This is a genomic window from Ferruginibacter paludis (assembly GCF_030409685.1).
GTDB lineage: Bacteria > Bacteroidota > Bacteroidia > Chitinophagales > Chitinophagaceae > Ferruginibacter > Ferruginibacter paludis.
Genome location: NZ_JAUFQJ010000011.1, coordinates 1 through 16,429 on the forward strand (window position 1 = coordinate 1; position 16,429 = coordinate 16,429).

Consider the following 16,429-nt stretch of genomic DNA (forward strand, 5'->3'; position numbering starts at 1 on the left):
GGGCAGCCCTGAAACAATATATGGACCAATATTATAAAGGATTTTTAGACTAACTGAATGGATAAATTAAAAATTGCAGCCTTTGGAGGCTTTCGATGTATTCCACCAAAAGCTGGTGCAGCAGGGTCAGATAAATTCGCATTTGAGCTGTATCCGCGAATTGCAGCAAAGGGACATACTATGCTTGCATATTGCCGTATTTATCCTGGTGATACAGACCCGCTTCATTCGGTATATGAAGGTGTGCAGATAAAATACTTTAAGACTGTAAAAAAGGCTGGTTTTGATACACTTGTACACTCCTTTAAATGTACAATGGATGTGATTTTTAAAAACACTGCTGATGTAGTGCACCTGCATAGCGGAGCGAATAGTATTTGGGCTTTATTACTTCGTCTGGCCGGCAAGCGGGTGGTAATAAGCCAGTTTGCAATGGATTGGAAAAGGGATAAATGGCCCTGGTACGGCAAATTATTTTATATTGTATCTAATTACCTCACTGCCTATTGTCCTAATGCGGTTGCTTTTGACAACGTGTTTACAAAAGAATATTTTGAAAAAAAGTTTAAACGCACCTATGCTTTTGTTCCTTATGGATCCGAAGTAAAAACACCACCCGATAGCACGGATATTCTTGATAAACTTGGCATCAAAAAAGGAGAATATTTTTTATTTGTAGGCCGTTTTATTCCTGATAAGGGCCTCCATATATTAGTGCCTGCTTTCAATAATCTTAACACAGATAAAAAACTTGTATTAATAGGTGGTTCGCCTAACCCAAGCGAGTATGAAGCCAGTGTTAAAAATACGAACGACGCCAGAATTGTTTTTCCTGGTTATGTGTATGGAGACGACACCAATATACTTATGAAAAACGCATTTGCATATATTCAACCATCCCTGATAGAAGGATTGTCGCCCGTAATTTTGACGGTGATGGGATTGGGAACTCCATTGATTTGCAGCGATATTGTAGAAAATAAATTTATATGCAGAGAGAACGCCACTACTTTTGCATCCGGAAATTCATCCGATCTGACAAGACAAATGGAATATGTTTTGCAAAATGAAGTGACAATACAATCGAAAGCCAGCGATGGCCAGTCTGACATCAAAAGCAGATTTAACTGGGATAAAATTACAGATGAATACATTGAATTATTAAACAATAAAAAGAAATTATAGAATATGCTTAAAATAGCTTTGATCGGAGCCGGCAAAATGGGCCTTTCTCATTTGGCCATATTGGGTGGATACGCCACCACTGATATAGTCGGAGTTTGTGACACCTCTAAAATGGTAACCGATTTTTTAACCAAACAAGGTGGGTTCAATTGTTTTTCTGATTACAAAAAAATGATTGCGGAAACAAAACCGGATGCTGTTGTCGTAGCGGTTCCTACTAAATTTCATTATAGTATTATTAAGGATTTGCTGGAAAACGGTATACATATATTTGCTGAAAAACCTTTTTGTTTGACTTATGAGCAAAGCGAAGAACTTGTAAAATTAGCGACTCAAAAAAATGTAGTAAACCAGGTTGGCTATCATAACAAATTTATTGGAACGTTTCGCGAAGTAAAACGCATTGCACAAAGTGGTGCATTGGGCGATATTTATCACTTTATCGGTGAATCTTACGGACCGGTAGTGCTCAAAAAAAAGGCCGATACCTGGCGCAGTGATCCGGCCGAGGGCGGCGGTTGCTTATTGGATTATGCTTCTCATGTAATCGATTTGCTAAATGATATTGTGTCGCCGATTCAATCTGCTAAAGGTACTTTACTCAAATCTGTTTACAGTGGCCAGGTAGAAGATGCAGTATATTCCCTTGTAGAAACGCAAAGCGGCCAGTCTGGCTTATTATCAGTTAACTGGAGTGATGATACTCACCGTAAAATGAGCACCTCCATCACATTAATTGGTACCAAGGGTAAATTAATAAGTGATGCCAATGAACTGAAAGTTTTTTTCAGGGAAGAAAATGCATTGGACAAATATGTAAAAGGGTGGAACGTAAAGTATATAACTGACCTACAGGAAGGTGTTGACTTCTATCTGAGAGGAGAGGAGTATTCATCTCAACTGGATTATTTTGTAAAAGCATGCGAAAGAAAAGTGCCCAATACCATTAATAATTTTGCCAGCGCTGCCAATACAGATAAAGCCATTTCAATCATCAGAAAAAATTCAAAATAAATTAATCAATGGAAAGGATACTATTTGGAGACAACCAGTTTTTTGCTGTCAATCATATTTCAGATGAAAAGTCAAGAGCACAATCAATTAAATTTAAAGATGACAGTGCTATAATAAAAGTGCTGGATGACGCCATGGCTACGGGCATTAATACATTTATGTGTACCACACATGACAGGATTGCTAATATTTGCGATATCATAAGGGCTAACCCGGAAAAATATAAAAACTATAAAATCTTTCCCTGCATGCCGTATGCCCATAAATACGCCAATGCCGTTACCGAACTTGGTATCGCAGGCACGTTAAAGCAATATGTACCAGGTAACTTTTTTGGTTCATTGTTTAAAGGAGGCATGGCCTATTTAAGCAAAGACTACGAGTCCATTATGGAGCTGATGATAGATGCTGAAATGAAAATGTTTAAAGGGATTAATACACCCGTAATTTTTTTACAAAATGTTATTACAGATTTGCTGCTAGGATTAAGGGCGGTGGATGTTCTGGTAGCTTTTCATGCCTATATCAAGAAGAAGTACAATGCAGAAGCAGGTTTCATCACCATGAACATGCCTAAGCTGCTGGCAGTTCTGGAGGCTAAAGGTATTGAAAATCCCATTATTTGTGCTTCAATCAATAAAGCCGGCTTTAGAATGAGTGGCGGTAAAGCTGTCTACGAAGAAGTGCTCAAAACAAAAAAAGTACGGGTAATCGCTATGCAGGTTTTGGGTGGTGGCGCTATACATCCGAAGGAAGCTATTGAATATGTTTGCGGCCTGCCCAATATTGAGTCGATACTTTTTGGAGCATCTTCTAAAATAAATATTGACAACACCTCGGCATTTATTCATCATTTTGACGCTCAGAATAAAATTTCATAGGGCAAAAAGCGGGTTTGATTTTGGTTCAGTTTTTAACGGCACCTACATTCCAGCTCAAGTGCCACGAATTTTAATAATTTGTATAATAGCTTCATTAATTTTTCTCAATTTTTCGCCCGGCAACCGGTTAAAATGGATATTGGCGCACACAGTTTGACTTCAACGCAACCCGAATAAACACATAACCACTAATAAAATAACTACAAACAGATAGCAAATGAGTACCAAATTTTCGGAGATGAAGTTAAAGCATAAAATAATTTTCAAATTCTTTGATATTATGCGTACTTCAAATATTCATCGGTTGTATAATACAAAAAAAAGCCCAAAACTTACATCTGATTTTAAATTGGTATATTTTTGCGGTGCTGAAGGAATTAATTACCTCAATGCGTCTTTGGTATCTATTCACAAATATTGGAATACATTACCCGAAATATTGATTATTTCAGATGGGACACCCTTGGAAAAAATACAATCTCAACTTGTGCCCTGGCCTAAAAAAGTAGATTTGATATCCTGGAAAGAAGCAGCAGATCATTTTAGAAATACCGGCAATAAAGATCTGGCTGACTACGCACAAAATGAACTTTGGGGCAAGAAGTATGTTTCCATTTTATATTGCGCCGCTCAATTTCCATTGTTGTATTCGGACACGGATATACTTTGGTTTGCTGACCCTCAAAAGAAATTGCCCCTGACGCATCCTGTTTTGAAAATGGGCAATGATATACTCCATTGTTACAGCAACGAAATGCTGGAGGCATTGAACTTAACAGCATTAAATAATCAGGCTCCATTAAACGCAGGATTGATATTTGCGAATGGAGACTTCTCTGCCTATCCGGGTTGGGTATCCATTTGCAAATACCTTAAAGAAAAGGCAGATTTTAGAACCGAGCAAACGTCCTTTGCCATCCTCAATAAATACTTTAATCCCGAAGATTTTTTTTCGTTGGATGAAGTACTGATAAAAATCAATGATGAATATAGCTTTCAGTTTACCCGGAAGGCTCATAAGCATATTTTAGCCAGACACTACGTAAACATGAAATCTACTACATTTTGGAGGGATTTTATGTATATGCTGGCAAAAAAATAGCTATCCGTAATCGTCTGGAACCATTGGTCCCGTTATATAGAATAGCTGTTAGGTGAGTAGCCCCTGATGCTCTTGGTTATCTGTATTTTCAATTTATACCTATTAAACCGGGAAATACCCAGGGCGAGAATTGTGCAGACTGGTCAGGAGGGTTAAATAAAAAATCATTTACTAAAATAAAACCGCACAATGATAGAAAAATTATCTATTGTCATTCCTGCCTATAACGAGGGAAAGACAATCCATCTCATTTTAGACAAGGTAAAATCGGTGAATTTGATTCACAACATAACCAAAGAAATAATCATTGTAAATGATTGTTCAACGGATGAAACAGAACAGTCGATTACGCAGTATATAGCTGGTAACCCGGATTTAAACATTCAGTATTTTAAACATGAAATAAACAAAGGAAAAGGAGCCGCTTTACATACCGGAATAAGTAAAGCTACGGGCGAGTACCTCATCATCCAGGATGCAGATTTGGAATATGATCCGCAGGAATATAATGACCTTTTGAAGCCGGTAGTAAACGGATATGCGGATATTGTATATGGATCCAGGTTTATGGGAGGTAATGCCCACAGGGTATTATTTTTCTGGCATACAATAGGTAATAAATTTCTGACTACCTTAGCTAATATGTTCGGTAATTTAAATCTTACTGATATGGAAACCTGTTACAAATTATTCAGGACAGATATTATACAATCGATACCACTAAAGGAAAAACGATTTGGCTTTGAACCGGAAGTAACGGCAAAGATGGCAAGAATTAAAGGCATCAGAATTTATGAGGTAGGTATTTCGTATTATGGAAGAACTTTTTTAGAGGGCAAAAAGATAGGCTGGAAAGACGGATTCAGGGCTTTGTGGTGTATTTCCAAGTATAATATTTGGGATAGGTAAATTGTAGTGTATGGTAAACAGGGAATTTGTTTATGTGGAGGAGGATGAGCAGGGATTTGAGACCTTAACAACCCTGTCGGGATCTGATAATTTCAATCAATGGATGTACCAGTCAATCAAACCTTTTTTAAAAGGACGGGTATTGGAAATAGGCAGCGGTATCGGAAATATAACACAGTTTATGCTAAGAGATGGTTTCAGGCTAACTGCAAGCGATGTCAGGGACACCTATTGCGACTTGCTTGACAGGCGTTTCCGAAATTTGCCAATTAGGCCGGATATCAGGAAAATCGATATTGTTCACCCCAAATTCAACGATGTTTACCATGATTTGCTGGGCAAATTTGACTGCGTTGTAGCGCTGAACATTATAGAGCATGTAGAAGATGATCAGCAAGCGCTTATAAATTGTAAAAAATTACTCCGTGAAAACGGTAATTTGATCATTCTTGTTCCAGCCTACCGTTGGCTCTACAACAGTTTTGACACAGAATTGAAGCATTTTCGGCGTTACACGAAATCTGCTCTGGAAGACATTGTGCTAAAAGCAGGTTTAACGAGACGGAAAACAAGCTATTTTAATTTTGTGGGAATGTGGGGTTGGTGGTGGAGCGGGAATATTTTAAAAAAACAGCTTATTCCTGAAAAACAAATGCAATTATTTAACAGGTTGGTCCCGGTCTTCAAAATAATTGACAAATTAATAGTCAATAAAATGGGCTTAAGCATCATCACTGTCGCTTTTAACAGCAGTTGAATTTATTTTATTTTAATCGATGTATGAGAAAAATCTTAAAGTTTTATTCCGGGTTAAATATCTATTACAAGTTAATTCCTTTCCTGGCCTTGTATGTGGCTATTGCAGTTCTGTTTCCAAAAGATGAGGCTTTTTCTGACCAAAAAAGATATTTATGGTTTGCCAATAACCTACTGCACGGCTATTATTCTTTGCCATTTCCTGATATCAATCTCTGGAATGGACCCGGTTATCCCTTATTTTTGGCTTTTTTTCAATTTTTTAAATTTCCCCTGGTTGCATTGAGAGTATTAAATGCATTCTTACTTTATTTTTCGCTTGTATTAAGTTATAAAACGATCGGTCTTTATTGTTCAACTAAAAGAGCTTTTGTCTTTACAATTTTACTGGCTGTCTATTTTCCCATTTTCGATTCGCTCAGGATACTGATGACGGAATGTCTTACCTGGTTTTTGGTAAGCCTTATTTGCTATTCTTTTTTAAGCTGCTACAGGCAAAAAAAAATCTCATTGCAATTTATACTGCTTTCAGCTTTTTCCATTGCCTACCTCTGCATGACGAAAGTTATTTTTGGCTATGTTGTCACGGCAATGCTTGTTATTGCTTTTTTCGCTTATGCCATGCCGCTTTTCCGGCCATTCGTTAAAAAATTGGTGCTGATATTCCTTGCCGCCTTTATATTGTGTTTGCCGTGGCTCTACTATACTTACCATCTGACCGGTAAACCGTTTTACTGGAGCAATTCCGGCAGTATGTCGCTATATACCATGAGTTCTCCATTCGCCAATGAGTCTGGCCAATGGCATACGGAAGAGCAGCTGGCCAAAAATCCCAATCATGCTGTTTTTATTGATAGTATTTCAAAACTAACGCCATTACTAAAAGATGAGGCATATAAAAAACAGGCAGTAACCAATATCAAAACGCATCCGGCAAAATACCTGACCAACATAGTGAGCAATATTGGTCAGCTGTTATTTTTTCCATCCGATCTTGCGCCTGACACAATTTTTTCCTATATCCCATTCGTACCAAATATGTTTGTCTTTGTTTGCATTGTTTTCACACTTTCAGTGAGCATTTTTTATTACAGACGCATCCCTAAGGAAATCATTTTTCTGGGTATTTTTATCCTTATTTATTTGGGAGGAAGCATATTTTTAACTGCATACCGCAGAATGTTTCATATCACAATGCCTTTTTGGTTTTTCTTTTTTGCTTATATTTTTGAAAATCTTATTGCTATTAAGATTAGAGATAAATCATCCAGCCAGTGATAATGACCATTCGGCTTTTGCAAAGTAAATTTTTTAGTCAATTAAATTAATATGTATTATGGAGTTAAATAATAAGATTTATGTGGCGGGGCATCGCGGAATGGTGGGAGGGGCCATATTGAGGAATCTCGAAAGTAAAGGATTTTCCAATATCATTACAAAAACGTCAGGCGAACTTGATTTAAGAAATCAGGAGGCGGTAAAACAATTTTTCAATGCAGAAAGACCGGAATATATATTTCTTGCCGCTGCAAAAGTAGGCGGTATACTTGCCAATAATACTTACCGGGCAGATTTCCTATATGATAATTTAATGATTGAAGTAAATATCATCCAGGCAGCGGCTGATCAGAAAGTTGAAAAATTAATGTTGCTTGGCAGTTCCTGTATTTATCCTAAAATGGCTCCTCAGCCACTTAAAGAAGAGTATCTGCTCACAGGTCCGCTTGAACAAACAAACGAACCTTATGCAATAGCTAAAATTGCCGGCATTAAATTGTGTGAAGCTTACAGAAGTCAATACGGATGCAATTTTATCAGTGTGATGCCTACTAATCTATATGGTATTGGCGATAATTATGACCTTAACAATTCTCATGTGCTGCCAGCCCTCATCCGAAAAATGCATGAAGCCAAGGTTGGCCTTCGCTCAGAAGTAGTTGTTTGGGGAACGGGAATACCCAGGAGAGAATTTTTGTTTGCAGATGATTTAGCTGAAGCCTGCATTTTCTTAATGGAAAAATATAATGAAGAACAACTGATCAATATAGGTACGGGTGAAGATCTTTCCATCAAAGAACTGGCCTTACTTACAAAAAAGGTGGTTGGTTTTGAGGGAGACATCGTATTTGATACTACGAAACCTGATGGCACGTTACGCAAACTGATGGATGTCTCAAAACTGCATCAATTAGGCTGGAAACACACCATTGAACTTGAAGAAGGAATACTTCTGGCTTATCATGATTTTCTAACAAAGCAGAAAAAATCACTTAATATCTAATAAGAACATAACCCAATTTTTTATCATTAAAAAGACATTATTGTATAATGGAACCAAACAAAACAGCTTTAATTACCGGTATTACCGGGCAAGACGGAGCATACCTGGCTGATCTGCTGCTGGAGAAAGGCTATAAAGTGCACGGTATCAAAAGAAGATCGTCCCTGATCAATACGCAAAGAATAGATCATTTGTACCAGGATCCCCATGAAAAGAACGTTCGCTTTCAGTTACATTATGGCGATATGACGGACAGTACCAATTTAATCAGGATTATACAGGAAACACAACCGGATGAAATTTACAACCTCGCGGCAATGAGTCATGTTAAGGTAAGTTTTGATGAGCCCGAATATACGGCCAACGCGGACGGTATTGGCACATTGCGGCTTTTGGAAGCGTTGCGAATTTTAGGTCTTGAAAAGAAGACGCGGATTTACCAGGCGAGTACTTCCGAGCTGTATGGTTTGGTGCAGGCTGTACCACAAAGTGAAACAACGCCATTTTATCCCAGGAGCCCTTATGCGGTAGCAAAACTCTATGCCTACTGGATCACTATTAATTATCGTGAAGCTTATGGAATGTTTGCATGTAATGGTATATTGTTCAATCATGAAAGCCCGTTAAGGGGAGAGACTTTTGTAACCAGGAAGATTACAAGAGCAGTTGCCGCCATCGTCAAGGGTAAACAGGATAGAATTTATCTCGGAAATCTTGATGCGAGAAGGGATTGGGGACATGCCAAAGACTATGTGGAAGCTATGTGGCGCATTTTGCAACAAGAGAAACCCGAAGATTTTGTTATTGCTACTGGCATAACAACTACAGTAAGGGACTTTATCAAACTGGCTTTTGGTGAAGTAGGTGTTGAGCTTTCTTTCAAGGGGGTCGGCGTTGACGAAAAAGGATATGTTGTTTCCTGCAAAGATCCGGCCTACCAATTGGCTGAAGGAAGTATTGTTGTCGCGGTTGATGCAGAATATTTTCGCCCTACAGAGGTAGAATTGCTTATCGGGGATGCCACAAAAGCGAGGACCAAGTTAGGGTGGGTTCCAAAATATGATCTGGCATCACTGGTTAAAGAAATGATGGCCAATGATATAAAAACGATCATTTAGAGAACGTACACCACGTTTTATAAAAAAGGACTCGTCTGCCCAGTTGACCAAATTGTTGCAGGAGTACTTTGTAAATGACTTAAGGTTCTTCCCGTATGTCGGAATAGATGAACTGAGCAGACTATGGATAAGTGAAGCGTTGGTAAGATGCTGAGCCGGGATTGGTAACGTAAAAAAACATTTCAGCAAGAGGCTGTCTCAAAAGGGCAGCCTCTTTTCTATTTAATTCACAGTTGTAGACAAATGCATTTTAACCATTGATTTTGTTGCGGTTGCCGCAGGATAGAGACAAAAGCTAAAACCTACACGCGGAACAGTTGCAGCTCATTAACATTACGATACAGGAAAATATTTTTATGCATATGCCATGGACAGCAGCTGCAAAAGAAAAAAGATAACGGCTACGGGCAAATCATATTAAAATATCAGGTGAAGCCACCCAACGCGGATGTACTTTGCAAGACATCTGTCATAAATCGAAAGATAATAGGGGGCACAGAAGTGAATCAAGCCCTCAATAAACACGTGCAACGGACACGGGAATTGCCTAAAAGCGAGGCACGCACCAAACACCATAAACAGCAACCAAAAAATGTAAAAATAGTCGATGCAAACATTGAGTAAAACAACTGCTTTGGAGATTTATGCGCCGGGGCAAAATAAATGTAACCCTTAGTTTGATTCGATAAGTATTGCGCAACCTAAAGAAAAAAGGCACATATTGACAGAAAAGAACTGCAATGGACGGTTAAAATGTAATAGACAGTACTTAATCGGACAATAAAGGATTTTTAGTTTATGGGGTCAGGATATATTTTTGTTTTATGCTGCCGGTGTAACCTGCCCTAAAAACTTCTTCCTTGCTAAGGTAATAGAATCCTTGAAAGTTTCCATCGGAGTTTTACCAAAACAATACCTGCCGCTATGGGGGCCTCTGATGATTGTAAAACGTTATCCATTGATCAAGATCCTGTGGTAAATCTTCCAGATTATCGTACAGTTTTTTCCTGAAAGCAACGGCATAAAATTCCTCCTGTATAGTTCGGTGAAGACGTTCGCAAATGCCGTTACTCTGTGGATGCCGGACCTTTGTTTTGCTGTGATCAATGCCTTCAATCTGCAGGTACAGCTGGTATTCATTGTGCTCCGGTTTACCGTTGTATTCTGTACCACGGTCAGTAAGGATTCTGACCAGTGGAATTTGCTGTTCTTCAAAGAAAGGCAATACCCCGTCATTGAGCACGTCTGCAGAAGTGATAGCATGCTTGCTTTGGTAGAGTTTGGCAAAGGCAACACGGCTGTAAGTATCAATAAATGTTTGTTGATAGATGCGACCGACTCCTTTGATATTGCCCACATAATAAGTGTCTTGTGAACCGAGATAACCCGGATGTTCGGTTTCTATTTCACCGAAGGCTTCTCTCTTTTCTTTCTTGCGTTCCATGGCAATTACCTGGGCTTCGGTCAGGATAATACCATCTTGTGCAACACGGGCCTCTAAAGCTTTCAGGCTTTTGTCAAACACTTCCAGATCGTTGCGCAGCCAAACACTTCGAACACCGCCTGGTGAAATAAAAATACCCAGTTTACGAAGTTCATTACTGGCTCTTGACTGACCATATGCCGGAAACTCAAAAGCCATTTTTACAACTGCTGTTTCCACTTCCGGATCAACCCGGTTTTTTAAGATTGGTTTACTGCGGCTAACCTCCTTTAAGGCTGCTTCTCCACCAGTGTCGTACATCTCTTTGATGCGGTAGAAACTATCCCGGCTGTAGCCCATTACTTTGCATGCCTGGGAGACATTGCCTAAATGTTCTGCAAGATTTAGCAGACCTAACTTGGTTTTGATTAATTTCGATTCTTGTTTCATAATCTGGCATTTTGGGGTTATTTAAATAAGTGTGGTAACTTAAAATTAATCCCAATTGTCAGATTAAATATTGACTACTTCATGTTATGTATATGCACAGAAAGTAGTTTTACATGCCTGTTAGGGCCGCCTGCATTCAGCAGGCATTGTTTAATCCATACTTAATTTAGTCACCCCATCTTTTCTTCCAGCTCCATCACTTTTTCAAACACAGTTTCGTATTCTTTGTTCAGGCTGGAAAGCTCAGTAGTAACGGCTTTATACTCAGTTTCCGTTTTTTGAAACTTTTCTTTATTGCCATAACTGTCAGGCGAGGCCATGGTGGTTTCCAGCGCAGCTTTACGATGATTGAGTTGCGCCAATTTTTCTTCTATTTGCTGAAAGCGTGTTTTATTCTTCTGGTATTCCTTTTTCAGCTCCTTATCAAGAGGACTGCGTTGTTGCGTAACCTGTTGTACCACTTCCGGCGCCGTTTCCTTCTTTGCAGGTTGCTCTTTATTGCTTTTTTGTTCTGGCGTTTTTACAGTGCCCGCAGTATTTTTTTCTTCCAGTTTTGCAGCGGCAAGTCTTCTCTCTTTCCAATCTTCCCACTCTGTATAACTGCCTTTAAATTCTACAATTTTATGATCTTCAATTTCCCAAATCTTGTTGGCAATCTTACTAACAAAATGTCTGTCATGACTTACAAAAACAAGGCTTCCTTCATAATTATTTAAAGCGCCAATCAGCAAGTCAACTGAATGTATATCCAGGTGATTGGTAGGTTCATCCAGCATTAAAAAATTGGCTTTGCTCACAATAGTTTTGGCTAACGCAACCCTTGCTTTTTCGCCTCCACTCAGTACTTTAATTTTTTTATCTACATCATCGCCGCTGAACAAAAAACATCCGAGCAGGCTTCTCAGTTCAAGATCGGTTTTGCCACTGCGGCTTTCCTTCATTTCATCCAGTACGCTGTTTTCAATATTCAATGCTTCCAGCTGGTGCTGTGCATAAAATGATTCTTCTACGTTATGACCCCAGATTCTTTCTCCGGTAAATTCTTCGTTGCCAACAATTACACGCAACAAAGTTGACTTTCCTTTTCCGTTTGCACCGATCAATGCAATCTTATCACCACGATCAATTTCGGCACCAGTATCTTCCATAATAACCAGGTCGCCAAATTGCTTTGTTACATGTTTTAAGGTACACAATACACGGCCCGGCTGCTTATCAATTGAGAAGTTAATGCGCATATTTGGCCGCTCAATTTCCACATTTTCTATCCTGTCCAGTTTCTCCAAACGTTTTACAATACTCTGTGCTGCCGCGGCTTTGCTGGCTTTGGCTTTAAAGCGCTCCACAAAACGCTCATTCTGGCGGATATAGTCCTGCTGGTTTTCATAGGCCTTTTGCTGTATGTCAACCCGCAAGGCTTTTTCTGTTTCGTAATAAGAATAATTGCCTGTATAAAAATGTAATTTTTGCTGGTATAATTCCACCACTTTATTTACCATCCTGTCTAAGAAATAGCGGTCATGGCTTACCATTACCACAGCGCCCTGGTAGTGGATCAGGTATTTTTCAAGCCATTCAATACTTGGTAAATCAAGGTGATTCGTCGGCTCATCCAGCAACAAAACATCGGGCGCCATCAAAATCATTTTTGCCAGCAACACTCTCATCCTCCATCCTCCACTAAATAATTTATAAGGCTTATGTAAATTTTCATTGCTGAATCCCAATCCCTGTAAAATTTCTTCTGTTTTATGATGAATGTCGTAACCGCCCAATACTTCAAGCTCATGTAATTTTTCAGAATAATCATGTGCCAGCGCTTCATCGCCTGTTCTTTCCAGTTCATGTCCGATAGCCTCAATCTCTTTTTCGAGTTCCTTTACTCTTTCAAAGGCGCCCATGGCTACCTCAAGTATCGAATCATCTGTATCAAAGCTCAGGAGGTCCTGGTGTAAAAATCCAATGGTTGTTTCCCTTCCTTGTTCAACCGTTCCTTTACTCGGCAGGTACTGTCTTGTAAGCACTTTTAGCAGGGTAGATTTGCCTGTGCCATTATAGCCAATCAGCGCAATACGTTCATTGGGTTGTATATGCCAGGTGGCATCTTCCACTATCGTTCGGGCACCAAATTCAAACGTCACATTTTGTAATCCTAAAAGCATAATTGTATATAAAAATTAATGGTTGAAATACCTGTTTGGCTGCAAAAGTAATTCAATCGGCAAACTATTTAATGAATTTGATGTTATGCCTTAGCTTTGTAAAAAGTTTTTGCATGAAAAAAGTAATATGGATATTGGTGATTTTGGTATTGGCTTTCAGTATCTATTGGTTTAAATTTAAGCCTGTTGAAGCAGTAGAGTCAGCCAAAAGCGCACCGTTGAAAGTGATGAAACATTCTCCCGAATTCAACAGGAGTATTGACACCATGATGACAGCGTACCTTGATTTAAAAACCGCCTTTGTAGAAGCTGATTCTGTGCAGGCGAAAGCCGCAACACAAAAACTTTTGCTGGTTTGCGATAGTCTGAAACTGAATGAACTGAAAAAAGATACTGCAGGTATTGCCGAAAGCGCTGAGATGCAGCTGAATGATATTAAAGCCAATGCGGAGAGCCTTTTAAAGCAACTAAACCTGACCGAAATGCGCCAGGATTTCAGGATGGTAAGTGAAAGCATTTATCCCTTGTTAAAAACAATTCACTATGAAGGGCAAACTTTGTACTGGCAAAATTGCCCTATGGCTTTTGGCGAAGGAAAAGAAGCTAATTGGATAAGCAATTCGGCAGAAATCATCAATCCATATCTAGGTAAAAAAAATCCTGAGTACAAGGCTACCATGCTGCACTGCGGCGAACTGAAGGACAGCATCATGGCGCAATAACCAATGGTACGCCCGCAATAATCAACAACGTATCAATGTCAAAAACTAAGCACCAATTGTAAGTACCAAATATGAAAATATATCTCTGCTTGTTTTTTTCGATACTGATTTCTTTAGCTTGTGTGGCACAAAAAAAATATACCATCAGCGGCTACGCCAAAGATGTTCAGAATGGCGAAACCCTCATTGGCGCCACCATTACCGTTAAGGGAAATTCGAAAGGTATCACCAGCAACCAATATGGTTTTTACTCCATCACTTTACTGGAAGGAGATTATGAACTGATTTGCTCTTACGCCGGTTACCAGCCAAAAATTGCAACCATAAAATTAAACGCCGACCAGCAAATAAACTTTGACCTTATCACAAGGTCAGCTTTACAGGAGGTGGTTATTGCGTCAAAAAAAACAGACGCCAATGTTAAGACAGCCCAGATGGGAAAATTTGTACTTCCCATTGAACAAATTAAGGCGATACCGGCATTCCTGGGCGAAGTAGACCTGATAAAAACCGTTCAACTTTTGCCCGGTGTCCGAAATGCGGGCGAAGGCAGCGCTGGTATTTATGTTCGTGGTGGCGGTCCCGATCAAAATCTAATCATGCTGGATGATGCCATTGTTTACAACACAGGTCATCTCTTTGGATTTTTCTCTATTTTTAATTCGGATGCTATAAAAAATGTTTCCTTAATAAAAGGGGGCATGCCGGCTCAATATGGTGGCCGCTTGTCAAGCGTGCTGGATATTTCCATGAAGGAAGGCAATGATAAAAAATTCCAGGTAGAAGGGGGTATAGGGTTAATTGCATCCCGCATTTCTATCCAGGGACCCATTAAAAAAAACAAGGCGTCTTTTATTATTTCAGCAAGACGTACTTATATTGATGCGCTCACTAAACCATTTATTAAAAAGACGAGCCAGTTCTATGGCTCAGGTTATTATTTTTATGACCTGAATGCAAAAATGAATTATAAATTTTCTGAAAAGGACCGGTTGTACATCAGCGGCTATTTTGGAAGGGATGTGTTTGATTTTGTTAATGGAAAAAGAAGTTTGGATGTAAAAATTCCATGGGGAAATGCCACTGGCACCCTGCGGTATAACCATGTTTTTAATAAGCGTTTGTTCGGCAATACTTCGGTAGTATTTAACAATTATAATTTCTCCTTCCAGGCTGCTCAAAATAATTTTGATATTAAATTGGCTTCCGGTATCAGGGATGTTAGTTTAAAGCAGGATTTCGATCTGTATCCTTTTACCGGGCATAAAATCAAATTTGGCGGATTGTATACCTACCATAAATTTACGCCATCGGTAGTGAGCGGTACACAGGACAGTGTTGTTTTTAAACCGCAAAATCCACAGACAAAATTTGCACATGAAGCTGCCTTGTATTTGCAGGATGACTGGGACCTGAGCGATAAAATTAAAATCAATGCCGGTCTTCGTTACAGCTTGTTTCAGCAGGTTGGCCCATATAATATTTATACAACCGATGCCAATGGCAACAGAACCGATAGTACCAAATTTGGCTCGGGTAAACCTGTAAAAACTTACGGCGGACTTGAACCAAGACTGACTATGCGGTATGCGCTGAACGATGAAACATCTTTAAAAGCATCTGTTACCCGAAACCTGCAGTACATCCATCTTGTAAGCAATTCCGGCAGTACCTTGCCTACGGATTTATGGGTGCCCAGCACATATAAAGTAAAGCCGCAGGTCAGCTGGTTGTATGCCGGGGGCCTGTTCAAAAATTTCAATAATAATACTTTTGAAACTTCTGTAGAACTGTATTACAAGAGTATGGAAAACCAGATTGAATACCAGGAAGGCTATACACCCAACACGCTGGAAGATACTGAGAATTTCTTTACGTTCGGCAAGGGCTGGAGTTATGGAAGCGAATTTTTTATCAATAAAACCAAGGGCAGGCTTACGGGCTGGATTGGATATACGTTGAGTTATACATGGCGTAAATTTCCGGGGCTTAATTTTGGTGAAAAATATCCGGCCAAATACGACAGGAGAAATGACCTGAGTGTAGTGGCTTTATATGAGTTGAATAAACGCTGGAAACTATCATCAACTTTTGTTTATGGAAGTGGTAATGCCACCACATTGCCGCAACGTTTTTATCTTGTAAATGGTATTCTTACGCAAGAATACAGCCGCATTAATGAATATCGTTTACCTGCTTATCACCGCCTTGATTTTGCAGCGATCTATTCTCCTAAAAAGAATGAGAAACGTACCTGGCATTCTGAATGGGTATTCAGCATTTACAACGTGTACAGTAGAAAGAATCCCTACTTTATTTATTTTGATCAATCCGGAAGTGCTTATGACGGCACCCTGAAAGTGCAGGGAAAACAGGTTAGCCTGTTTCCAATTATACCTGCTGTTACCTGGAACTTCAAATTTTAA

Annotated in this window: 12 protein-coding genes and 1 pseudogene; 11 read left to right on the forward strand and 2 right to left on the reverse strand. The window is 39.2% G+C overall.

Translation table 11 applies throughout. The features are described 5' to 3' along the window. The first annotated feature begins 57 nt into the window (after positions 1-57). From QWZ08_RS17690 to gmd, 9 genes are all read left to right on the forward strand, one after another. Entirely contained in the window at positions 58-1,185 is a 1,128-nt protein-coding gene (locus QWZ08_RS17690; RefSeq protein WP_290338844.1) for a glycosyltransferase family 4 protein, read from the forward strand. Positions 1,186-1,188: 3 nt separating this feature from the next. Continuing rightward, positions 1,189-2,199, forward strand: coding sequence for a Gfo/Idh/MocA family protein (locus QWZ08_RS17695; RefSeq protein WP_290338845.1), 1,011 nt, complete (start codon positions 1,189-1,191; stop codon positions 2,197-2,199). A gap of 8 nt (positions 2,200-2,207) precedes the next feature. After that, entirely contained in the window at positions 2,208-3,080 is an 873-nt protein-coding gene (locus tag QWZ08_RS17700) for an aldo-keto reductase family protein (protein WP_290338846.1), read from the forward strand. A 217-nt stretch (positions 3,081-3,297) separates the two neighbouring features. Continuing rightward, complete coding sequence (locus QWZ08_RS17705) at positions 3,298-4,182, forward strand: hypothetical protein (RefSeq protein WP_290338847.1); 885 nt, start codon at positions 3,298-3,300, stop codon at positions 4,180-4,182. Between the two features lie 189 nt (positions 4,183-4,371). Further along, entirely contained in the window at positions 4,372-5,091 is a 720-nt protein-coding gene (locus tag QWZ08_RS17710; protein WP_290338848.1) for a glycosyltransferase family 2 protein, read from the forward strand. 10 nt (positions 5,092-5,101) lie between these two features. Next, positions 5,102-5,848, forward strand: a complete 747-nt coding sequence (locus tag QWZ08_RS17715) for a class I SAM-dependent methyltransferase (protein WP_290338849.1) — start codon at positions 5,102-5,104, stop codon at positions 5,846-5,848. A 23-nt stretch (positions 5,849-5,871) separates the two neighbouring features. Then, entirely contained in the window at positions 5,872-7,125 is a 1,254-nt protein-coding gene (locus tag QWZ08_RS17720) for an ArnT family glycosyltransferase (RefSeq protein WP_290338850.1), read from the forward strand. Between the two features lie 58 nt (positions 7,126-7,183). Then, entirely contained in the window at positions 7,184-8,128 is a 945-nt protein-coding gene (gene fcl, locus QWZ08_RS17725; RefSeq protein WP_290338851.1) for a GDP-L-fucose synthase, read from the forward strand. A 47-nt stretch (positions 8,129-8,175) separates the two neighbouring features. Further along, the gene (gene gmd / locus QWZ08_RS17730; protein ID WP_290338852.1) at positions 8,176-9,246 is read left to right on the forward strand and encodes a GDP-mannose 4,6-dehydratase; all 1,071 of its coding nucleotides are present in this window, start codon (positions 8,176-8,178) and stop codon (positions 9,244-9,246) included. 822 nt (positions 9,247-10,068) lie between these two features. Here the strand turns inward: gmd and QWZ08_RS17735 are convergent. After that, positions 10,069-11,119, reverse strand: a pseudogene (locus tag QWZ08_RS17735) (IS481 family transposase). Between the two features lie 170 nt (positions 11,120-11,289). Then, on the reverse strand, positions 11,290-13,281 hold the full coding sequence (locus QWZ08_RS17740; protein ID WP_290338853.1) for an ABC-F family ATP-binding cassette domain-containing protein: 1,992 nt from the start codon (positions 13,279-13,281) through the stop codon (positions 11,290-11,292). A 113-nt stretch (positions 13,282-13,394) separates the two neighbouring features. On the opposite strand from QWZ08_RS17740, the gene QWZ08_RS17745 reads away from it, so the two are divergent. Together QWZ08_RS17745 and QWZ08_RS17750 are read left to right on the forward strand one after the other, a co-directional pair. Next, the gene (locus QWZ08_RS17745) at positions 13,395-14,003 is read left to right on the forward strand and encodes a DUF3347 domain-containing protein (protein ID WP_290338854.1); all 609 of its coding nucleotides are present in this window, start codon (positions 13,395-13,397) and stop codon (positions 14,001-14,003) included. Positions 14,004-14,074: 71 nt separating this feature from the next. Beyond that, entirely contained in the window at positions 14,075-16,429 is a 2,355-nt protein-coding gene (locus tag QWZ08_RS17750) for a TonB-dependent receptor (RefSeq protein ID WP_290338855.1), read from the forward strand.